Here is a 21,434-nt window from a genome sequence, read left to right as displayed (position 1 = left end):
ACCCGCCAGCCGCCTCCGAGCCGAACACCACATCGCCGCAACAGATCTCGGATAGCCTTCAAAACACTTGACCTGTTGCGTCGACCACCAGAATCCGCCCCCCCTTCATCGGGCAGTTTTGCGGGACAGGCATACGCGAATCGAGCTGCCCGAACCGTGCAGAACGCCTACGTCGCAATCGGCAGTGCGAGTGTCCCGGTCATCGACCGTCATGCGCGCTGCGCTCCGAATGCGCGGTGCTGAACGGTGCAGACTGGCGGTCCGGGCAGGGGCAGTTAGGCGAGGACGGTGATCGCTACACCGCCGGAGTGAGCGCCCCATGATCAGTCAGTTCGGAGCGGTCGCGGAGCGGAGCCAAATCGGCGTGGCTCGTGATCGACGAAGATGGTGTCTTCGAGATGGATCGACGTGAGGCTGACGCACTGTGATTGCAACTACGCCCTTGGTGGTGGCCTGTGATGAATCCGGCAACGACGGCGAGAACATGCTCTCTGGGCAATCGACCGTCTTCGCCCACGCTAGCGTGACGTTGCCGTCAGACGATGCTGCCGAGCTGATGGATGAGATCCGTGCGCGCACGCGCAGCCAGACCACGGAGCTGAAATCGAAGACGATCCTTCAGCCCCGGCACCAGGCCACGGCGAAGTGGCTGCTCTCGCATCCTTCGATCGAAGGCAGCGCATCCGTGCACCTCACCCACAAGAAGTACTTCGTCGTTTCGAAGCTGTTCGACTCGACGGCGGAAGAACTCGCGCATGAACTTGGGTACGACATCTACGAGACCGGTGTCGCCTTGGCGGGCGCGAACCTGCTCTTCTTCCTTGCGCCTCAGAGCTACGGGACCGCGTGGGACAGGCTCTTGATGACTTTCCAGCACTTCATGCGAGCGAAAAGCGCAGTTCAGGCGCAGGAGCATCTGGCGCGCTTGATCGGAAGCATGATGGAGCTGTTGTCCGTTGAGGACGCGCTTGCACGAGATGTGCTGGGAACGGTGTTCGCTGGATTCAGCCATCTCGGGTCGCTGTCGAAGCTGCAACTCGGCGAGGGCGTCGAGGAAAGGCTTCGTACAATGGATCCACTCATCTCCGCAGTCGGGGCGGCGGTGCACTTCTGGGCGTCGATCTCAGGCAGGCCCGTGGAGTTGGTCCACGATGCCGCCAGGGAACTGACCCCGGTCAAGATCGAATGGGCGAAGCGGTCTCTTGCTCGCCCGGGGGACATTGCCCCTTCGCGACAAGGCTTGGCTAGCGAGCTGACTGATGTTCGGCTCGTCGACTCGAAGGACGATCCGTGTGTCCAAGTGGCTGATCTGCTCGCTGGCATCGGTCGCATCGTCGGGGAATCGATGGTCAACGAGCAACAGCATCCGCTGGGTCTGAACCTGGTTCCGATGGTGAGCGGAGCCAGTCTGTGGCCGATACGGGAGAACATGAACGTCGAGAATGCTCGTGAGGCGATGCTCTCTCAGTTCTAACCGGCTCGGCGATCTCGACGTTCAGCCGGGCCGCCGCCTCCCTCCGCGGCATCCGTCAGGCCTCGCCGCGATCGATCTTCACCGCTCGTCGGCGGTGCTCAGGTCGGCACAATGCAACAGCGCTTTAGTCACCAGTTCCCAGCGCGCGGAGCGGCGAGGATTCTTCACGGACTAGCAATCGGTCGACGCCGTGTGGAACGCGTACTGGAGAGGTTCTGACCGGTCGATCACGATGGAACGCCAGGACCAACTCGATCCGGGCGCCCGCCGAGACCGTCGGGATGTCACGCGAACCGCTGTGGGAGTGGCTCATCGAGGGGAACCTTACATTCTGGAGTAGGTCGACATCTCCAATTGAAGACCTCTTGCTCCCTAAGCATCCGCGGGCCCTCTCGCGGGCGGCGCGAGGGTGATTGGCTCGCGTCGAAGTTGAGCAAGTACTCGGTGAAATGCGGGACTCGGCCGTGCGGCGCGGGCAGTCCCTCATTTTCGTTCGGTGGCCACGGCACCCTCGGGATTACGTGTATCTGAGCAGTGCCGGCGATGGTTCGCTCACGACCGAATCTCCCGGGTCAGCGCCCGACCGCTCTCGGCGCCGCGTGACGAATGCGCTCAGGCCTTGCGACGGATGACCTTGTCACCCATCTCGTCCATCAGCTCGACGACCCTCCGCTCTCCCTGGAGCATCGTTTCTCGGTCATCGAGGTCAGCCTTGGCGTCGAGAAACTTATTGATCGTTGGCGTGTCCGTCGCCCGACCCATCATCTGCTGAAGAACCTGGCGCTCGGTCTCGATCTGCTTGGCCTTGTGCTCAATGATTTCGAGTCGCCGCGCCTTGGTCATAGGCGGCGATGACTTCGCCGGTGCCTTCGGGGGTGCATCCGCGAGCGACGGGTCTGCTGCGACGTTCATCGCGTGCATCTGTTCGCCCGTCAGCCGGGGCGATGCGGACTCGCGACCTTTCTCGAAGCCCTCCTTATAGCCGTCCGCGTGAGCCTTCTCCGCAACGGCATCCCTGCCCAGGCGGATCTCTTCTGGCGGTACATGCACCGTCGCGTGTTGCTCGTCGCCGTTGGCGTCGAACCAGGTGGCCGTGAAGTCGACACCCTCGGCAAGGCCCTTCACCGTGGGCACTCCGTGGAACTGTTTGCCGGTGGCGCCGCCCACACCGGAGCCCCAGCTACCTCCGAAGAACGCCTCTCCGTCGAGCTCGAAGAACTCGCGGTCGCAAGTCAGGGAAACGTCGCGCACGTCGTGACCCCAGTTGTAGAGCCAGTGGATGTTGGCCGCGCCGAAGTGCCCATCGCCGTACCGGATTCGCCATGCGGGTCGCGGTGCGGACTCGCGCTCTGAATCGACCTCGCCACTCCGACGTGCGTAACCGGCAGTATCAGCGGCAGCCACCGCTCGCCGATGAGTGATCGATCGCACGGGCCAGGTGTCCCGCACAAGCCGCCCCAGGGGGAGCCAGATTCGCTCGCGCCAGGATCGACGGAACACGGAGACCGCCAGAAGCACGAGCAGCGCGACCACCACAGCTCCTACGAACAAGACCAGCGCCCATCGCAGGATAGGAGCCCAGAACCCATCGATGCCCTGCTTAGCGACTCCGTCCCGAATCCAGTCCTCCATGAACGGTGCCGACACAGCCACAAGCAGACCGATGATTCCCGCCCCCACGACCACAGACCAGAATACTTCCAGCAGCATGCGTCGGCTGGACTTGGGCTTCTCAGATGGAACGTCGGTCACGAGGTCAGATTACTGGTGCGGCAACAGCGATCGTCTATTGTGGCGGGGCCGCACCGAGGACGGTGAGCGGACCTTCATCGGCGGTCGGGGGCTCGAAATGGTCGAAGTACTTAGCCGCGACGTCGTCGGAAGCGCGTAGTCGTCGGCGTGCTGGTGACCGCGCACTTGCATCCGCTCCAGTGCGACTGCTCGCGGCGTCGCCAGATGGATCGTCTCCGGCACTACACCGGTCCGCATGAGCAGGATGCGCGTCTGGCCATCTCGGGCGTGGCAGATTTCCCCGGCAGCGAGTCATCGCCATTCGATGTCATCGCCTACGGTCAGGTTCGGCTCGAGAACAGTGGGCGCACTTGCTCCCGCTCAGCCCGGCGAAGGGCTCGGTGCGTTCGTAGGTGGGTTCGGTGGATTCCAACTCGGGTATTGCATTGTGCCTCTCGACATCGGTGATCTGGACCGATTCGTGGGCTTCTGGTCGGAGCGCTTCGGCCAAGCCGCGACCGGGCGGTTCCCGCGGTTGTCGCAGCTTCCAGATGGGAACACGAACCGCTCAGTGCACCGGTAGACGAGCCCACGGGCATCACACCCCGGCGGTACCTCAGGATCGATAGAGCACGCTCAGGCCCGCTCATCGTTCACTGCCCGCTTACGGATCGCGATATGGTCACCGACCACGAGTGATTCCGGTACGTCGAAGTGCGATCACCAGGCCGAGTCGCCATGATGGCCAGATGGAGTGGCTTCAACGCGGATCAGAGTCGGTCGGGATCACGTTCGGATCGTGGCCCGATTGGATCGCCGCGATTGCCACGGGCCTTGCCTTCCTGATCGCGGCGATCACCTACGCGCGCAGCACGCGAGACCATCGCGAGGGACAAGCCCGACTTGTGTACGCGACGTTCAAAGACGTCAAGTCGTATCCCCCTGGCGAAGTGATCCCCATCTCGACTGACGGTGTAGATATTGGTTACGGCGAGGGCACGGCAATCGTTCCCGGCATCGGAGACGACGGTAAGCACGGGATGGTGACGACCGCCGGCATCATGCGAACGACGGTCGCAATCCACAACGGGAGCAAGGAGCTCATCGGGCCGCTCAAGCTTCAACTCTGGGATCCCGGCGCGAAGAAGCTTTTCGATCGCGTGGCGCTCACGATTGGGCCCATCGAGCCGGAAACCGACAAGCTCGTCGACTTCTCAGTCATCAACGCACACTTCCCGGGCGGCGAACCGAGCTTGAGCCCGGTCATCATCTTCCGCGACTCGAGCGGCCGATGGTGGAAGCGTCACCAGTACGAGCCGATCGAGCGAATCCATGACGACCCGAATAATCTCGCCGAAACGCCGACAGAGCGTGCCGAGCGGGCAATCCGCGTTCGCGAGTGGTTTGGGAAAGAGCTCGACCCGGAACCGAAGCCCTCTCTCCGAGTGAAGTATCACCGTCTCATGCGCCGGCTTCGGGGAAAACAGCCCATTCCCTGACGTCCCTAGGTCGAGTCCCCGTTCGCGCCGCGGGCTATTAAGTCGGTGACCGCGAAGGGATCGGGTTGCGCGGGGCGAGATCAGAGATCTGTACCCAGTTGTAGGCACGCAGGCGCGCAGAGACCGTGCGCGGGATGCCTGACCGATACGTTGATTTCATGCCCATACGATTCCCCGCTCTCTCGGCTGCGCTATTGGGCGCCGCTCTCATACTCAGCGGGTGCGCCAGCCAGGGCCCCGTCATCGAAGAGGAGCCGGCTGCAGAAGCCTCGGCGTCGAGCAAGCCGAGCGAGACGCCGGAGTCGCCTACCGCCGGGGCGGGGTCGCGTGAGAACCCGGTTCCGGTCGGGACGGGGGCGAAGCACTCGGAGGCCTCGGCTTGGACCTACACCGTTGGGGAAACCGACACCGATGCATGGCCGGAGATTTCGGCTGCAAACCAGTTCAACGAGGCACCTGCCGAGGGAAGCGCGTACATCCTCGTCCCGGTTCATGTTGAGATGGCTGACAGCGAGGCCGCCGCTGCTGGTTTTGACACGTGGGCTTCTTTCAAGCTCGAATACGTGACGGCGGCCGGAAACTCCTTCGGTGACACCACCTGCCAGGCTGCCTTGCCGGCGCCCGGAAGCGTGTACGACGTTGGCACGATGTACGGGGGCGCACAGGCGGACTTCCTCGCGTGCGCTGTAGTCCCGGCCGCCGATATCTCGGGCGGCACTTGGAAGGTGACGTCCATGGTCGACAGCACCGCCACTGTGTTCTTCGCGGGCGCGTAGTTCCCGAAGTTCCTGTGGTGTGGGGTCCCCGCTACAGAACCCGAGCTCCACCCGTTGATCGCCAAGGGGATCGCCAATCGGCCGCCAAATTGTTCGCCCGGTTGCGCCTTACGCGGTGCCGCTAACCAACACGCGGTGAAGCGGGGGTTTGAACCCGCAACCTCGACCCGCTCGGGGATCCGCTCACGGGACACCCAGCCGTCAGTTCGCGGTGACCGAGCGGCGCCACCCACCGCCGAGCGTCGCCTGCACTGGCTCGGTCAGTCGGCCGGCGTCGGTTCGAGCGTGGGGCGTTTGGCGGTGCGGCCGTCGCCCGACGAACGCCCGGTGAGTCGGCGCCCGATCCACGGCAGCACGAACTCGCGATAGTAGGCGGCGGTGTTCCGGCTGCGCGCACCGGCGGGAGCGGCCGCCACCTCGGCGACACCCCACTCATCGGGCACCGGAACGTCCAGCCCGGTGAGCACGTTGCTCGCCACCCGCGCGTGGCCGAGCGCGTTCAGGTGCAACTTGTCGGGCGACCAGTAACGGATGTCGCGGAGCTTACGGTCGTTGAAGTTGTCGACGAAGGTCACTCCCGGCACCTCGGCCAGGTCGACGAGGGCGGCGGTGAGCCGCGCCCCGCGCGAGTCGAACACCTTGCCCATCGGAATGTGCTCGGTGGGGTTCGCCCCGCTGAGCATGAGCACGTGGATGCCGGCCGCGCGGATGCGCTCGATCGCCTCGCGGAACTTGGTGGCCGTGGCCTGCTCGTCCATGCGGGGGCGCAACATGTCGTTGCCGCCGCCGTTGAAGCTCAGCAGGTCGGGCTTCAGCGCGATCGCGACGTCGAGCTGCTCGTCGATGATCGGGCCGAGCTTGCGGCCGCGGATCGCGAGGTTCGCATAGCCGATCGGCTGGCGCGCGGCCTGCGCGAGGCCGAGGGCGACGAAGTCGGCCCAGCCGCGCACGCTGCCGTCGGGCATCTCGTCGCCGACGCCCTCGGTGAAGCTGTCGCCGATCGCCGCATAGGAGGTGAACATGCTCTCCACGCTAGCGCGGCCGCGTGGCGGAGCATCCGCCGGCCGGATCGCACGTGCTCGCGGCGCACCCGGATCGACCGGGCTCAGCGCGCCTGACGCTCGCGCTCGAGCTCGCAGTCGGCCCCCGGGTAGAGCAGGGTCTCGTGGCCGTCGTCGAACCGCACGAGCCACGGCGGTGCGCCGTTCTCGCCGCGCACCTCGAGGATCTCGCCGTGTCGATCGGCCTGGCCGACCAGTTTGCCGTGGATGACCAATCGATCGCCGACCACTGCCTGCATGGCGTCCCCTCTCGACTCATCCCAGAGTACGCCCGGGTTCGGCGGGGCGGAAGGGTTCGCGCAGTCAGGCAGCGGAGGCGCCTTCCCCTCATCGGGCACACCGGCTAGGGTGATCGATGTGGGTCATGTGACCCACATGCGGGGGGACGCGCGGGGGCATCCACCCCGCAACGACCAGAGGCGGCGCGACTCGAGATGACCGGACACCGGCACGAACCACCGCTGGCGGACCTTCCGCCGTTCGCCCCGGGCTTCCGCTGGGGCGCCGCGACCGCCGCGTTCCAGATCGAAGGAGCGACGGATGCCGCGGGCCGCGGCCCCTCGATCTGGGACACGTTCTCGCACACGCCCGGTCGCATCCTCGAGGGTGCGACCGCCGACGTCGCCGCCGACAGCTACCGGCGCTACCGCGACGACGTCGAGTTGCTCGCCGAGCTCGGCGTCACCGACTACCGCTTCTCGATCTCGTGGCCGAGGGTGCAGCCGGGTGGAAGCGGACCGGCGAACTCGGCGGGACTCGACTACTACGAGCGTCTCGTCGACGCGCTGATCGCCGCGGGCATCGCGCCGCTGCCCACGCTCTTCCACTGGGACCTGCCGCAGCAGCTCGAGGACGCCGGGGGTTGGCTCGCCCGCGACACCGCGGCGAGGTTCGCCGAATACACGGGGCTCGTGCTCGACCGGCTCGGCGACCGCGTTCCCCGGTGGATCACGCTGAACGAGCCCGCGATGATGACCCTGCAGGGCTACGCTCTCGGCACCCAGGCGCCCGGCCGCGCCCTCATGATGGGCGCCCTTCCGACCGCCCACCACCAGCTGCTCGCGCACGGCCTCGCGGTCGCCGCGATCCGTGCGGCCGGCACTGCCGAGGTCGGCATCACGAACAACCACACGCTCGTCGTGCCTGCGTCCGGTGCCCCCGATGATCAGCTCGCGGCGGCGGCGTTCGATCTCATCTACAACCGTGTCTTCGCCGACCCTGTGCTCACGGGCGCATACCCCGACCTTTCGGCGTTCGGCATCGACGGGTTCCCGGGCGCACAGCCCGGCGACCTCGAGGTGATCGCCGCCCCGTTGGACTTCTACGGGGTGAACTTCTACAACCCCACGCGCGTGGCAGCGGCATCCGACGGCTCCGAATTCGCCGCGGCAGGCTTGCCGTTCGAACCCGTCGAGTCGGCGGACGTGGCCGTGACCGGGTTCGGCTGGCCGATCGTTCCCGCCGCGTTCGCCGACCTGCTCGTCGGACTGCAGGATGACTACGGCGACCGACTGCCGCCGATCGTGATCACCGAGAACGGGGCGTCGTTCCCCGACCTCGTGGTCGACGGCGCCGTGCGCGACGGCGAGCGCATCGACTATCTCGACGGGCACCTGCGTGCGGTCAGGCACGCGATCGAGCTCGGCGTCGACGTGCGCGGGTACTTCGTCTGGTCGCTCATCGACAACTTCGAGTGGGCCGAGGGGTACACGCAGCGCTTCGGCCTCGTGCATGTCGACTTCGCCACGGGCGAGCGCACCCGCAAGGACTCGTTCGACTGGTACCGCCGGCTCATCGCTGCCCAGTCGCGCTGACGGTCCGAACCCAGCGTGGCGGCACCCGTCAGCCGACGGCGAGCAGCGCGGCCCAGAGGTCGGCGCGCGCATGGAAGCCCGAGAGGTCGCGGCCGAGCAGCCGCTCGGCGAGGGCGATGCGGCTGCGCACGGTGTGCCGGTGCACGCCCAGGGCCTGCGCGGTGGCGTCGAACTGCCCGCCGTGCTCGAGCCAGGTGCGCGTCGTGGTGACGAGGGTCGTGCCGGTCGTGGCGTCGTGCTCGGTCAGCGGGGCGAGGGTCGCGAGCGCGACGGCACGCGCGTCGGTGCGGGCCAGGAACGCGAGCACGCCCTGGCGGCTGATCTCCTCGAAGTACGAGACTCCGGCGCCGGTCTCGCGGGCGCGCTCGAGCGCGCGCATCGCCTGCTCGTGCGCGAGCGCGATGCCGCCGGTCGCGCCCCCGCCGCCGCCCGCGCCGCCGCTGCTGCCGCCACCGTCGCCCGCGACCGGATCGGACACGCCCACCGGCAGCTCGAACTCGGACGCGAGCTCATCGGCGAGCCCCGCATCGTGCTGCTCGACCACGAGCACGAACTGCTCGTCGTCGCGCCCGAAGAACAGGCGGCCGTTGCGCTCTTCGACGCGCAGCTCGAGCAACTCGGTGAGGCGATCGACGTGGGCCAACGGTGCATCCGTCACCATGACCCGCACCGGCGCATGCGGCAACTCGCCCCACATCTCGGCGGCCACCCGCTCGGCGAGCGCGGTGTCGCCGGCGAGGATGCTGCGCAGCAGCCCCGACCGCAGGTGGCCACGCGCCCGGTCGAGGTCGCGGTTCTGCTCGAGGGCGAGCCCGGCGAGCGCGATGACGGCGGTGACGACCTCGCGGCCGGCCTGGTCGAGCTCGGGGGAGTCGCCGATCGCGAGCACTCCGCGGAGCGCGCCGCCACCCCCGAGGGTCTGCAGGGTGAGTCGCTGCGGGGCTTCCGTCGATTCGGCGGCGAGCAGCGTGCGGCTCGCACGCTGGCCGCGCCGCAGCATCGACCTGGCTTCGCCGACGACCTCGCCGAGCGCGGGCTGGCCGAGTCCGCCGAGTGGCGCCTCGCGGTCGACCGACCCGGTCGTGTCGATGAGCCCGACCCACGTGCCCAGCCGCCGCGAGAGCTCGGCGAGGGTCGCCGAGAGCCCGTCGGGGCGCAGGGCCGCGAGCGAGATCGCCCGTTGTGCGGCGAGCGCCCACGCCTGGCGCGCGTAGGCGTCTTCGGCGAGCAGGTCGGCGACCGTCCGCGCGATCGCGATGAACGGCACCCGGTAGGGCACCTCGAACAGCGGCAGGCCTTGCGCGGTACAGGCGGCGACGAGCGTGTCGGGAGTGCCCGCGCGGATGACCTCGGTTCCGAACCCGAGCGCCGCGACGCCCGCCTCGCGGAGGCGGCGCACGTAGCCGTCGGCGAAGGCGCCGTCATCGGATGCCCCATCTGCGGTTGCCCCGTCGTCGGCTGTCGCGTCGCCGAACTGCGTGCCGGTCGTGAGCAGCACGTGGCCGGCGTCGAGGAACGGGGTCGGGTCGGGCAGGTCTGAACTGTGCGCCCACACGACCGGGGTCTCGAGCGCGCCCGGAGCGAGCGCGTCGGGTGGCGTGAGCAGCCCGAGTCCGAGATCGGCACGGTCGAGCAGGGTCTGCACGGTGGGCTTCATTGCGCCTCCGGGTTGCGATTCGGGCGACGGATGTCTCGACGCGGGTTTGTACGCGACGTCCAACAACCTGTACCTGAGTGTACACGTGGGCGCTGAGGCATCCGATCATCGCGACCTAGCATCGAGCATCAGCCACCGCCGCCACCTTGCATCGGAGCAGCCATGACTCTCGTCGACACCTCGGCCACGCCGACCACCGCCACCGGAGGGCCCGCGCTCGCGCAGGAGCGCCGCCTCGTCACCGCCATCCCCGGCCCGCGCTCGCAGGAGCTCATGGCCCGCAAGGCCGAGGCCGTCGCCTCGGGCGTCGGCACCACGATTCCCGTCTCGGTCGTCGCTGCAGGCGGCGGGGTGCTCGTCGACGCCGACGACAACTCGCTCATCGACCTCGGCTCGGGCATCGCCGTCACCGGTGTCGGCAACGCCAACCCGCGCGTGGTCGCGGCCGTGAAGGCCCAGCTCGACGCGTTCACGCACACGTGCTTCACCGTCGCGCCGTACGAGAACTACGTGGCCGTCGCCGAGAAGCTCAACGAGCTCACGCCCGGCGACCACGTCAAGCGCTCGGCGCTGTTCAACTCGGGCGCCGAGGCCGTCGAGAACGCCGTGAAGATCGCCCGTCACTTCACGAAGAAGCAGGCCGTCGTCGCGTTCGACCACGCCTACCACGGCCGCACGAACCTCACCATGGGGCTCACCGCGAAGAACATCCCGTACAAGAGCGGCTTCGGCCCGTTCGCGTCCGAGGTCTACCGCGCGCCGCTCAGCTATCCGTTCCGCGACGGCGGCCTGTCGGGCGCCGAGGCGGCGGCCCGTGCGATCACGCAGATCGAGAAGCAGGTCGGCGCCGAGAACCTCGCCGCGATCATCATCGAGCCCATCCAGGGCGAGGGCGGCTTCATCGTGCCCGCACAGGGCTTCCTTCCGGCGCTCGTCGAGTGGGCGCGCGCCAACGATGTCGTGTTCATCGCCGACGAGGTGCAGACCGGCTTCGGCCGCACGGGCGCATGGTTCGCGAGCGAGCACGACGGCATCGTCCCCGACCTCGTCGTCACGGCGAAGGGCATCGCGGGCGGCCTGCCGCTGTCGGCCGTGACCGGCCGTGCCGAGATCATGGACTCGGCGATGGCGGGCGGCCTCGGCGGCACCTACGGCGGCAACCCGCTCGCGTGCGCCGCCGCGCTCGCCGCGATCGAGTCCTATGAGTCCGACGGCCTCATCGAGCGCGCCCGCGAGATCGGCGCCGTGCTCATCGGACGCCTCAACGCCATGCGAACCGCAGACCCCCGCATCGGCGACGTGCGCGGCCGCGGCGCGATGGTCGCGATCGAGCTCGTCGACCCCGCGACCGGTGCCCCCGACGCGGCCCTCACGAACGCCATCGCGAAGCACGCCCACCAGAACGGCGTCGTCGTGCTCACGTGCGGCACCTACGGCAACGTCATCAGGTTCCTCCCCCCGCTCACCATCTCCGACGAGCTCCTCATCGAGGGCCTCGGCGTCATCGCAGAAGGACTCAAGACCGCATGACCGACACGACGACAATGACGTCGTCCGCGACATCCGCGGCCGTGCAGTCTGCCGGATCAGGGGATTTGCGCGACACGCCGTTCGAACCGGTGGCGACACGCGGCACTACGTCGATATCCCCTGATCGGGCAGCAGGCCACGCCGCCGACGCGCACGTCGCGACGCCGCTGAGCGACGCGCGGTCGCAGCTCGCCGAGGCGGTGGGGCTGCTCGGCCTCACCGACGGCCTGCACCAGATGCTCGCGACCCCGCGTCGCGAGCTCACCGTCGCGGTGCCCCTGCGCCTCGACTCGGGTGAGAGCCGCCTCTACATCGGCCACCGCGTGCAGCACAACTTCTCGCGGGGTCCCGCGAAGGGCGGCCTGCGCTACGCGCCCAACGTGAACCTCGACGAGGTGCGCGCGCTCGCGATGTGGATGACCTGGAAGTGTGCGCTGCTCGACGTGCCCTACGGCGGTGCGAAGGGCGGCCTCGCCATCGACCCGCGCGAGCACTCGATGGCCGAGCTCGAGCGCGTCACGCGTCGGTACACGAGCGAGATCCTGCCGATCATCGGGCCCGAGCGCGACATCCCCGCGCCCGACATCGGCACCGACGAGCAGACGATGGCCTGGATGATGGACACGTATTCCGTCAACAGCGGTTACACGGTGCCCGGCATCGTGACCGGCAAGCCCATCTCGCTCGGAGGGTCGCAGGGTCGCGCGAGCGCGACCAGCCGCGGTGTCACCCACATCGCCCTCGCCGCGCTGCGCCACGTCGGCCTCGAGCCCGCCAGCTCGACCGCCGCCGTGCAGGGCTTCGGCAAGGTCGGCGCCGACGCGGCGCGCTTCCTCGCCGAGGCGGGCGTGACCGTCACGGGCGTGAGCGACCAGTACGGCGCCGTGTTCAGTGCCGCGGGCCTCGATATCGGGGCACTCAACGACCACGTGCGTGCGACGGGTTCGGTCGTCGGCTTCGCGGGCGCCGAGCCCATCGACGGCGCCGACCTGCTCACGCTCGACGTCGACCTGCTCGTGCCGGCCGCCGTCGAGGGCGTGCTGCACGACGGCAACGCCGCCCGCGTCGGAGCGAAGGTCGTCGTCGAGGGCGCGAACGGTCCCACGACCCCCGCCGCCGACCGCATCATGCGCGAGCGCGGCGTCCTCGTGGTACCCGACATCCTCGCGAACGCGGGCGGCGTGATCGTCTCGTACTTCGAATGGGTGCAGGCGAACCAGGCCTACTGGTGGCGCGCCGACGAGGTCGAGAGCAGACTGGAGGAGCGGATGCTGAGCGCCTGGCAGTGCGTGCTCGGCTACGCCGACGCGCGAGGGCTGTCACTTCGCACCGCGGCGACCGCGCTGGCGGTCGAACGCGTCGCCGAGGCGCACAAGCTCCGCGGCCTCTACCCCTGATCGACGGGGAACCCCCTGATCGACGGGGAACCCCCGCCGGGACATCCGACAGCCACCGAACCGCCACCGAGAATCACGAAACGGAAACGACACGCATGACGAACGCAACACTCGAAGCCACCGTGCTCGACAAGGTCAACGGCGGGCTGTTCATCGCCGGCGAGTGGGTCGACGCCGAGGGCGGCAAGACCCTCGCCGTCAGCGATCCTTCGACGGGCGAGACGATCAAGGAGATCGCGGATGCCTCGCCGGCCGACGGCATTCGTGCGCTCGACGCCGCCGTGGCCGCGCAGGAGGCGTGGGCCGCCACCCCGCCGCGCCAGCGCGGTGAGCTGCTCCGTCGTGCGTTCGACCTGCTGCAGGAGCGCAAAGAGGAGTTCGCGCTGCTCATGACGGTCGAGATGGGCAAGCCGCTCGCCGAGGCACGCGGCGAGGTCGCCTACGGCGGCGAGTTCCTGCGCTGGTTCAGCGAAGAGGCAGTGCGCATCTCGGGCCGCTACGGCCTGAACCCCGAGGGCACCGGCCACATGGTCGTGTCGCAGCGGCCGGTCGGTCCTTCGTTCTTCATCACCCCGTGGAACTTCCCGCTCGCGATGGCGACGCGCAAGATCGCGCCTGCGCTGGCTGCCGGATGCACCGTGGTGATCAAGCCCCCGGCCCTCACGCCGCTGACGACCATCGCCTTCGTGCAGCTGCTCGAAGAGGTCGGCCTGCCCGCCGGTGTCGTCAACGTCATCGCCACCTCGACGTCGTCGAAGGTGTCGGCGCCGATCATCGCAGACCCGCGGCTGCGCAAGCTGAGCTTCACCGGTTCGACCGAGGTCGGCCGCGCGCTCATGGCGCAGTCGGCGCAGGGCATCCTTCGCACGAGCATGGAGCTCGGCGGCAACGCGCCGTTCGTCGTGTTCGACGACGCCGACCTCGACAAGGCGGTCGACGGGGCGATGCTGGCGAAGTTCCGCAACATCGGCCAGGCGTGCACCGCGGCCAACCGCTTCATCGTGCACGAAGACGTCGCCGCCGAGTTCGCCCGCCGCGTCACCGAGCGGGTCTCGGCGATGCGGGTGGGTCGCGGCACCGAAGACGGCATCGCGATCGGCCCGCTGATCGACGACAAGGCGGTCGCGACGACCGACGAACTCGTCCAGGACGCCGTCGACAAGGGCGCGACGCTGCTCACCGGCGGCGCCGTGATCTCGGGTGCGGGCTCGTTCTACTCGCCCACGGTGCTCGGCTCGGTTCCGGCCGACGCGCGCCTGCTGCGCGAGGAGATCTTCGGCCCGGTGCTCGGCATCACGACCTTCGCCGACGAAGACGAGGCCGTCCGCCTCGCGAACAACACCGAATACGGGCTCGTCTCGTACGTGTTCACGCAAGACCTGGCGCGCGGGCACCGCATGATCGAGCGGCTCGCCACCGGCATGATGGGCCTGAACACCGGCCTCGTCTCGAACGCCGCCGCACCGTTCGGCGGCATCAAGCAATCGGGCATCGGCCGCGAGGGCGGGTTCGAAGGCATCCACGAGTACCTCGACACCAAGTACACGCTCATCCCGGTGAGCTGAGCAGAACCGTGGGTTGAGGGGGGAGCGAAGCGACCGTCTCGAAACCCGCTACGTCATGACTCGGGTTACGAGACGCGGCCTCCTTCGTCGAGCGCTCCTCAACCCACGGAACTGAGAAGACAGGAATCATGGAACGCATCGACACGGATGTCGTCATCGTCGGGGCCGGCGCCGCCGGCCTCACCGCCGCCACCAAGCTGGTGAACGCGGGCCGCTCGGTCGTCGTGCTCGAGGCTCGCGACCGCGTCGGCGGCCGCCTCTGGACCGACACGATCGAGGGCGCCATGCTCGAGATCGGCGGCCAGTGGGTCTCGCCCGATCAGGACGCCCTCATCGAGACGCTCGACGAGCTCGGCCTCGAGACCTACTCGCGCTACCGCGAGGGCGAGAACGTCTACATCGACAAGGACGGCGTGCGGCGCCTCTTCGAGGGCGAGATCTTCCCGGTTCCGGCGAAGACCGAGGGCGAGATCGTCGGCCTCATCGAGAAGCTCGATGCACTCGTCGCGCAGATCGATCCCGACGAGCCGTGGGCGCACCCGAAGGCCAAGGAGCTCGACGAGATCTCGTTCGCGCACTGGCTCGAGACGCAGACCGACGACGACGAGGCGCGCCTGAACATCGGCATGTTCATCGCGGGTGCGATGCTCACCAAGCCCGACCACGCGTTCTCGGCGCTGCAGGCGCTGCTCATGGCCGCCTCGGCCGGCTCGTTCTCGAACCTCGTCGACGCCGACTTCATCCTCGACAAGCGCGTCGTCGGCGGCCTGCAGCAGGTGCCGCTGGGGCTCGCCGAGCGGCTGGGCGAGCGCATCCGGCTGGGCCAGCCGGTGCGCACGATCCGCTGGGCTCAGTCTGTCGGGGGACAGGGTGATGCCGTGGGCCACGGTGTCGTCGCCGTGACCGACAGCCTCGAGGTGCACGCGGACCGGGTCATCCTGGCCGTCCCGCCGATCCTCATCAGCCGAATCTCATACGAGCCGCCGCTGCCGCGCCGCCAGCACCAGTTGCACCAGCACCTGTCGATGGGCTTCGTCATCAAGGTGCACGCCGTCTACGAGACGCCGTTCTGGCGCGACTCCGGCCTCAGCGGCACCGCGTTCAGCCCCTACGAGCTCTGCCACGAGGCCTATGACAACACGAACCACGACGACCCGCGCGGCACGCTCGTCGGCTTCGTCTCCGACGAAGAGGCCGATGGTGTGTTCTCGCTGAGCGCCGAGGAGCGCAAGGCGCGCATCCTCGAGTCGATCTCGCATTACTACGGCGAGCAGGCGCTCACCCCGGTCGTGTACTACGAGAGCGACTGGGGCAGCGAGGAGTGGACCCGTGGCGCCTATGCCGCGAGCTTCGACATGGGCGGCCTCGCGCGCTACGGCGCCGACCTGCGCACGCCCGTCGGCCCGATCCACTTCGCGTGCAGCGACATGGCGGGCAAGGGCTACCAGCACGTCGACGGCGCCATTCGCATGGGTCGACTCGTCGCCGACGCGATCCTCGAGGGCCGCTGATGTCGGGGCCCGATCGCATCGTCGTCGGCTACACGGCCAACGAATCGGGTGCCGACGCCCTCGCCCTCGGCGCGCGGCTCGCCGCCGCGACCGAGGCGCTGCTCGAGGTGGTCATGGTGCTGCCGATCGAGGTGCGCGGCGGCGTCATCCCGCCTGACACCGGCTATGAGCGTTACGTCAAGGAGCGCTCGCGCACCTGGCTCGCCGAAGCCTCGGCCACGCTCGACGACGACATCGCGCAGCAGCTGCACATCCGCTACGCCGAGTCGTTCGCCGAGGGGCTCATCGAGGCCGCGCACGAGTTCGCCGCGTCGTTCATCGTCGTCGGCGCGGCCCGCGGCGGCCTGCTCGGACGCATGCGCATCGGCTCGGTCGCGAGCGCGCTGCTGCACTCGTCGGATGTGCCGGTGGCGCTCGCGCCCGCGGGCGCTCGCGAGGTCGCACCCGCACAGGGGGTTACCCGCATCACGGCGGCGATCGGCACGCGTGCGGGGTCGAGCGCCGTGCTCGAGGCATCCGTTCGCTTCGCGCGTTCGGCGCACGCGCCGCTGCGCCTGCTCTCGCTCGTGCCCATCGACCTGCCGTCGGGCATGGACGAGGGGCTCGCCGACCTCGCGAGCAGTGCGCACGCCGACGAGGTGCTCGCCGAAGCGCAGCGCTCGCTGCCGGCCGGCGTCGACGCGACCGTCGTGACCGCCACGGGCGCGACCATCGAGGAGTCGGTGCGCGACCTCGAGTGGCACGCCGGCGAGGTCGTGCTCGTCGGTTCGAGCCGGCTCGCCACCCCGCATCACCTGTTCCTCGGTTCCACCGCCGCGAAGATGCTTCGCGAACTCCCGGTGCCCGTCATCGTGGTGCCGCGCACCACGACCCCCTGACGTCGCGGTGCCGCGCACCACGACCTCCTGAAAGAGACTGCAATGACGCAACAACCTGACCACCTGCCCCCGCTGACCGAAGCGACCCGCGCGGTCGACGGCGCCGAGCACGGCATCACGAAGAAGGGGCTGTCGGCGGGAGCCGTCGGCCTCATCGGCGCGATCGTCATCGGCATCTCGTGCATCGCGCCCGCGTACACGCTCACGGCCGCCCTCGGCCCGACCGTGTCGGAGGTCGGGGTGCAGGTGCCCGCGATCATCCTCGTGGGGTTCATTCCGATGTTGCTCGTCGCGTTCGGCTACCGCGAGCTCAACCGCCGCATGCCCGACTCGGGCACGTCGTTCACGTGGGCGACCCGGGCCTTCGGCCCATGGATCGGCTGGATGGCGGGCTGGGGCCTCATCGCCGCGACGATCCTGGTGCTCTCGAACCTCGCGGGCATCGCCGTCGACTTCCTGTTCCTGCTGATCTCGCAGATCACGGGCAACCCCGAGATCGCCGGCCTCGCGGCGAATCCGCTCATCAATGTCACCGTCTGTCTGCTGTTCGTCGCCGCGGCGACGTGGGTGTCGTACCGCGACATGCAGACCACGCAGCGACTGCAGTACTGGCTCGTCGGCTTCCAGGTGCTCGTGCTGCTGATCTTCGCGGGGGCGGCCCTCGTCGAGGTCGCCAACGGCAACGCCTTCGACGCCACCGCGATCGAGCTGAGCTGGTTCAACCCGTTCGCAGTCGAGTCGTTCTCGGCATTCGCCGCCGGCCTCTCGCTGTCGATCTTCATCTTCTGGGGCTGGGACGTCACCCTCACCATGAACGAGGAGACGAAGGGATCCGAGAAGACTCCCGGCCGTGCGGCGACCATCACGGTCATCACGATCGTGGTGCTGTACCTGCTCATCGCGGTCGCGCTCATCGCCTACGCGGGTGTCGGCACGGGCGAGTTCGGACTCGGCAACCCCGACATCCAGGACAACGTGTTCTTCCACCTCGCCGGTCCGATCCTCGGCCCGCTCGCGGTGCTCGTGTCGCTCGCGGTGCTCACCTCGTCGGCGTCGTCGCTGCAGTCGACGTTCGTGTCGCCCGCGCGCACGCTGCTCGCGATGGGCCACTACGGCGCCCTGCCCGAGAAGTTCGCGACGGTCAGCCCGCGGTTCTTCACCCCCGGCTACGCGACGATCGTCTCGGCGGTCGTGGCGTCGGTCTTCTACGCCGTCATGCGGTTCCTCAGCGAAGACGTGCTCTGGGACACGATCACCGCGCTCGGCATGATGATCTGCTTCTACTACGGCATCACCGCGTTCGCGTGCGTGTGGTTCTTCCGCAAGGTGTGGTGGCGCTCGGTGCGCAACTTCTTCTTCACCCTGCTGTTCCCGCTCGTCGGTGGCGTGATCCTCGGCGTGCTGTTCTTCACGACGCTCATCGACAGCATGAACCCCGACTACGGCAGCGGCTCGAACATCTTCGGTCTCGGCCTCGTGTTCGTGCTCGGCATGGTCGTGCTGCTCTCGGGTGTCGTGATCATGCTGTGGCAGTGGTGGAAGCGGCCGGGCTTCTTCCGCGGCGAGACGCTGACGCGCGCGACCGCCGAAGACTGAGGTTCGGAGACCGCCTCCGAGCGCGAGCAGACCTGCAGAACCGCCCCCGAGAGACCGGGGGCGGTTCTGTCGTCGAGTGGAGTTTCAGCCGACGGATGCCGCGGCGGCTTCATACACCGGATGCCCCGCCACGACCGTGCGCACCACGCGCGCCTCGAGCAGCACTTCGGCTCCCTCGATGAACGGGTCACGGTCGAGCACCGCGAAGTCGGCCGCGAGGCCCGGTGCGATGCGGCCCCGCTCGTGCTCCTCGAGGCAGCTCGCGGCGGCATCTCGCGTCGCGTGGGCGACCGCGTCCGCGAGCGGCACCGCGTACTCGGGGTGGTTCGCGGGGTACGAGGAGTCGAGGGCCGACCGTCGCGTCGCCGCGATGTACAGGTTGGGCAGCGCCTCGTGCGGGGCGGTCGGGGCATCCGTCGAGAACGCGAGCAGCGCACCCGCCTCGCGGAACTCCGGCCAGGCGAATCCGCGGTCGGTGCGCTCGTCACCGAGCATCGCCGCCCAGTTGGCCCAGATCGCGGGGTCGGCGTGCACGGGCTGCATCGAGGCGGTGACGCCGAGCGCGGCCATGCGGGCGGCCGTCGCGGGGGCGGCGTACTCGAGGTGCTCGATGCGGTGGCGCCGCGGGCGGTCGCCGTTCACGGCGTGCGCGTGCTCGAGCGCGTCGAGCGCCACATCGCTCGCGAGGTCGCCGATCGCGTGCAACGCAACCTGGAGTCCGGCCGCGTCGGCCGCGGCCACCACCGGGCGCAGCCGCTCGAGCGGCCAGATCGGCTCGGCGTTCGAGCCGTCGGCGTACGGATGCCGCATCGCGGCCGTGCACGCGTCGATCACGCCGTCCAGCACGAGCTTGATGCCGGCGATCTTCAGCCACGGCCTGCGCTCTCCCGCGAGCTCGACGGCGCGAGCGACCTGCGCAAGGTTCTGCGCATCTTCGCCGGTGTTGGCGATGAACCAGTGCGCGAGCACGCGGATCGGCAGCGTGTCGCCGCGGCGTTCGGCCGCACGATCGAACGCCGCGAGGCCGAGTTCGTCGAACGCCATGTCGACCACGCCCGTGACGCCCGTCGCGAGGTAGGCGGCGATGGTGCGCTCGACGGCCGCGTCGCGGTCGGCGTCGGTCGCGACCTCGGCGAGCAGCGACCACACATGCTGTTGTGCGGCAGTCTCGTAGAGCATGCCGTCGGGCTCGCCGCGGGCGTCGCGGCCGATGCGCCCGCCGAGCGGATCAGGGGTGTCCCGGTCGATGCCCAGCTCGCGCAGTGCGGCCGAGTTGACCCACGCGGAGTGGTAGTCGTTCGCGTCGAGGTACACGGGCACGTCGGCGACGACGGCGTCGAGCATCGCCGCCGTGGGCGTGCCGCCCGGCACCGAGTCGAAGAGCCAGCCGCGACCGAGCAGGCGGGGTGCGTCGGGCTCGGCGTCGCGTGCGGCGCGCAGCCGGTCCTGGATCTCCGGGAGCGTGCGCGCGTCGGTGAGGCCGACCTTGCCGAGCGCCTCGCCCATCATGACGAGGTGGGTGTGGGCGTCGATGAAGCCGGGCACCACGACCCGGCCCTCCAGGTCCACGACCGCGGCATCCGGCCCGGCGAACGCCGCGGCATCGGCGTCGGACCCCACGAACGAGATGCGCTCACCCTCGACGACGACGGCCTGTGCCCACGCGGGCTCATCGGCAGTGAACACGCGGCCGTTCGCGTGGACGGTGAGGTTCATGCCGCCACCCCTTCGGCCACGGCGGCGGGTTCCTCGGTTCGCTGGAGCCGGCTCGAGATGCGCGCGACGAGGAAGGCGGGCACGGCCAGGACGAAGCTCGCGACGCCCAGCACCACGACGAAGCCCTGATAGCCGAACGACTCGACGAGCGCCGCGCCGATCACCGGCGTGAGGGCCGACCCCACGAGGTACACCGCCAGGAGCGGACCCGACCACCGGCCGTCCGCGTCGAGGGCCGCCGCGGTCGAGACGAAGTAGAGGAAGGCGATCGCGTAGATGGTGTTCCACGCGATGAACACGACGATGAACGCGGTCGGGTCGGTCACGAAGCCCTCGACGATCTTCAGCACGCCGCCGATGGCGAGCAGCATCGCGAGCGGCACCGCCCGGCCGAGGCGGTTGCCGACGACCATGAGCAGGACGGCGCCGACGATGCCGCCCGCGGTGGCGCCGCTCAGCGCGATGCCGAGGCCCTCCGGGGTGAGGCCGGCCTGGTCGGCGCCCATGACCCCCGCCATGGCCCAGAGCGAATCCTCGCTGACGGCCCAGAACGCGAACGTGCCGAGCAGCGCGAAGCCCGCGATCGTCTCGACGCGGTGCGGCCGTCGGGCGACGGCATCGGATGCCGCGGCGCCGGCGACCGGTACGGCGGCGTGCTCCACGACGGGGGCGGACGGCAGCCACGCCGACATGAACAGCACCACGAGGGCGAAGAGCGCGAGCGTGCCGAAGACGCTGATCGGCACGAGCGGCACGAGCGGGATCAGCGCGAGGATCACGGTCACGATCGCACGGTTGGCGAGCCCGTTGAACCCGGCGACCCGGTCGGGGTCGATGAACGCGGCCAGCGCGGCGCCCGAGGACGAGACGGCGCCGCCTGCGCCGATGCCGCCGAGGAGCAGACCCGCCACGACCACCGCGGGGGCGGGCACGAGCGCGGCGGCGCCGAAGCCGACCGCGGCGAGCACCAGCCCGACGCGCGCGACGAGCACGCGGTGCGGTCCTGCGCTGAGCCTCGCAGTGGCGAGGCCGGTGACGGCCGTGAGGAGCAGGGTGCCCGTCACGAGCCAGCTCGCGGTGAGCACGTCGACCCCGAGCGCCGATTGCGCCGCGGCGATCATGTACGGCGAGAGGTTCACGCCGAGGTAGCCGGCGATGCCGATCCCGAACGTGGCGGCGGCGCTCGGCACCCGCAGGGGGATCCGGACGGATGGGAGGGAGTTGGACAC

General features: G+C 69.1%; 16 protein-coding genes. 10 read left to right on the top strand and 6 right to left on the bottom strand.

Annotation, left to right across the window (positions count from 1 at the left end; all coding sequences use genetic code 11):
* Positions 1-424 precede the first annotated feature (424 nt).
* Positions 425-1,474 (top strand): DUF3800 domain-containing protein, encoded by a 1,050-nt coding sequence (locus LSF15_RS09400; RefSeq protein WP_232498259.1) that lies wholly within the window; start codon positions 425-427, stop codon positions 1,472-1,474.
* A 612-nt stretch (positions 1,475-2,086) separates the two neighbouring features.
* On the opposite strand, the gene LSF15_RS09395 is transcribed toward LSF15_RS09400, so the two are convergent.
* Complete coding sequence (locus LSF15_RS09395) at positions 2,087-3,226, bottom strand: hypothetical protein (protein WP_232498258.1); 1,140 nt, start codon at positions 3,224-3,226, stop codon at positions 2,087-2,089.
* Between the two features lie 728 nt (positions 3,227-3,954).
* Between LSF15_RS09395 and LSF15_RS09390 the strand changes: the two genes are divergently transcribed.
* Entirely contained in the window at positions 3,955-4,704 is a 750-nt protein-coding gene (locus tag LSF15_RS09390) for a hypothetical protein (RefSeq protein WP_232498257.1), read from the top strand.
* Between the two features lie 194 nt (positions 4,705-4,898).
* Positions 4,899-5,480 (top strand): hypothetical protein, encoded by a 582-nt coding sequence (locus LSF15_RS09385; protein WP_232498256.1) that lies wholly within the window; start codon positions 4,899-4,901, stop codon positions 5,478-5,480.
* A gap of 260 nt (positions 5,481-5,740) precedes the next feature.
* Here LSF15_RS09385 and LSF15_RS09380 read toward each other — a convergent pair whose 3' ends face one another.
* Together LSF15_RS09380 and LSF15_RS09375 are read right to left on the bottom strand one after the other, a co-directional pair.
* Positions 5,741-6,502, bottom strand: a complete 762-nt coding sequence (locus tag LSF15_RS09380; protein WP_232498255.1) for an SGNH/GDSL hydrolase family protein — start codon at positions 6,500-6,502, stop codon at positions 5,741-5,743.
* An 83-nt stretch (positions 6,503-6,585) separates the two neighbouring features.
* Complete coding sequence (locus tag LSF15_RS09375; RefSeq protein WP_232498254.1) at positions 6,586-6,780, bottom strand: DUF1918 domain-containing protein; 195 nt, start codon at positions 6,778-6,780, stop codon at positions 6,586-6,588.
* A 195-nt stretch (positions 6,781-6,975) separates the two neighbouring features.
* Here LSF15_RS09375 and LSF15_RS09370 point away from each other — a divergent pair, with 195 nt between their 5' ends.
* Positions 6,976-8,355, top strand: a complete 1,380-nt coding sequence (locus LSF15_RS09370) for a GH1 family beta-glucosidase (protein WP_232498253.1) — start codon at positions 6,976-6,978, stop codon at positions 8,353-8,355.
* Between the two features lie 28 nt (positions 8,356-8,383).
* Here the strand turns inward: LSF15_RS09370 and LSF15_RS09365 are convergent, their stop codons facing one another.
* Positions 8,384-10,012, bottom strand: coding sequence for a PucR family transcriptional regulator (locus tag LSF15_RS09365; RefSeq protein WP_232498252.1), 1,629 nt, complete (start codon positions 10,010-10,012; stop codon positions 8,384-8,386).
* 162 nt (positions 10,013-10,174) lie between these two features.
* On the opposite strand from LSF15_RS09365, the gene gabT reads away from it, so the two are divergent.
* The 6 genes from gabT (at position 10,175) to LSF15_RS09335 (ending at position 18,489) form a co-directional block, all read left to right on the top strand.
* The gene (gene gabT / locus LSF15_RS09360) at positions 10,175-11,542 is read left to right on the top strand and encodes a 4-aminobutyrate--2-oxoglutarate transaminase (protein WP_232498251.1); all 1,368 of its coding nucleotides are present in this window, start codon (positions 10,175-10,177) and stop codon (positions 11,540-11,542) included.
* Positions 11,539-12,939, top strand: a complete 1,401-nt coding sequence (locus LSF15_RS09355; protein ID WP_232498250.1) for a Glu/Leu/Phe/Val family dehydrogenase — start codon at positions 11,539-11,541, stop codon at positions 12,937-12,939. Before gabT ends, LSF15_RS09355 begins: the two co-directional genes overlap by 4 nt.
* A 95-nt stretch (positions 12,940-13,034) precedes the next feature.
* Entirely contained in the window at positions 13,035-14,504 is a 1,470-nt protein-coding gene (locus LSF15_RS09350; protein ID WP_232498249.1) for an NAD-dependent succinate-semialdehyde dehydrogenase, read from the top strand.
* Positions 14,505-14,632: 128 nt separating this feature from the next.
* Positions 14,633-16,015: a flavin monoamine oxidase family protein gene (locus tag LSF15_RS09345; protein ID WP_232498248.1), complete on the top strand. Its 1,383-nt coding sequence runs from the start codon at positions 14,633-14,635 to the stop codon at positions 16,013-16,015.
* The gene (locus LSF15_RS09340) at positions 16,015-16,893 is read left to right on the top strand and encodes a universal stress protein (RefSeq protein WP_232498247.1); all 879 of its coding nucleotides are present in this window, start codon (positions 16,015-16,017) and stop codon (positions 16,891-16,893) included. The genes LSF15_RS09345 and LSF15_RS09340 overlap by 1 nt, the downstream gene beginning before the upstream one ends.
* 42 nt (positions 16,894-16,935) lie before the next feature.
* Positions 16,936-18,489: an APC family permease gene (locus LSF15_RS09335; protein WP_232498246.1), complete on the top strand. Its 1,554-nt coding sequence runs from the start codon at positions 16,936-16,938 to the stop codon at positions 18,487-18,489.
* An 84-nt stretch (positions 18,490-18,573) separates the two neighbouring features.
* Here the strand turns inward: LSF15_RS09335 and LSF15_RS09330 are convergent, their stop codons facing one another.
* Positions 18,574-20,205: an amidohydrolase gene (locus LSF15_RS09330; protein WP_232498245.1), complete on the bottom strand. Its 1,632-nt coding sequence runs from the start codon at positions 20,203-20,205 to the stop codon at positions 18,574-18,576.
* Positions 20,202-21,434, bottom strand: coding sequence for an MFS transporter (locus LSF15_RS09325; protein ID WP_232498244.1), 1,233 nt, complete (start codon positions 21,432-21,434; stop codon positions 20,202-20,204). The genes LSF15_RS09330 and LSF15_RS09325 overlap by 4 nt, the downstream gene beginning before the upstream one ends.

Origin of the sequence: Agromyces humatus, assembly GCF_021228295.1 — a bacterium.
Taxonomy (GTDB): domain Bacteria; phylum Actinomycetota; class Actinomycetes; order Actinomycetales; family Microbacteriaceae; genus Agromyces; species Agromyces humatus.
This window is presented reverse-complemented; position numbering and strand designations above follow the sequence as displayed.

Coding starts and splice junctions, on each gene's coding strand:
- LSF15_RS09380 (WP_232498255.1), bottom strand. CDS start 6,502: ATGTTCACCTCCTATGCGGCGATCGGCGACAGCTTCACCGAGGGCGTC.
- gabT (WP_232498251.1), top strand. CDS start 10,175: ATGACTCTCGTCGACACCTCGGCCACGCCGACCACCGCCACCGGAGGG.
- LSF15_RS09390 (WP_232498257.1), top strand. CDS start 3,955: ATGGAGTGGCTTCAACGCGGATCAGAGTCGGTCGGGATCACGTTCGGA.
- LSF15_RS09365 (WP_232498252.1), bottom strand. CDS start 10,012: ATGAAGCCCACCGTGCAGACCCTGCTCGACCGTGCCGATCTCGGACTC.
- LSF15_RS09345 (WP_232498248.1), top strand. CDS start 14,633: ATGGAACGCATCGACACGGATGTCGTCATCGTCGGGGCCGGCGCCGCC.
- LSF15_RS09335 (WP_232498246.1), top strand. CDS start 16,936: ATGACGCAACAACCTGACCACCTGCCCCCGCTGACCGAAGCGACCCGC.
- LSF15_RS09355 (WP_232498250.1), top strand. CDS start 11,539: ATGACCGACACGACGACAATGACGTCGTCCGCGACATCCGCGGCCGTG.
- LSF15_RS09370 (WP_232498253.1), top strand. CDS start 6,976: ATGACCGGACACCGGCACGAACCACCGCTGGCGGACCTTCCGCCGTTC.
- LSF15_RS09330 (WP_232498245.1), bottom strand. CDS start 20,205: ATGAACCTCACCGTCCACGCGAACGGCCGCGTGTTCACTGCCGATGAG.
- LSF15_RS09375 (WP_232498254.1), bottom strand. CDS start 6,780: ATGCAGGCAGTGGTCGGCGATCGATTGGTCATCCACGGCAAACTGGTC.
- LSF15_RS09340 (WP_232498247.1), top strand. CDS start 16,015: ATGTCGGGGCCCGATCGCATCGTCGTCGGCTACACGGCCAACGAATCG.
- LSF15_RS09350 (WP_232498249.1), top strand. CDS start 13,035: ATGACGAACGCAACACTCGAAGCCACCGTGCTCGACAAGGTCAACGGC.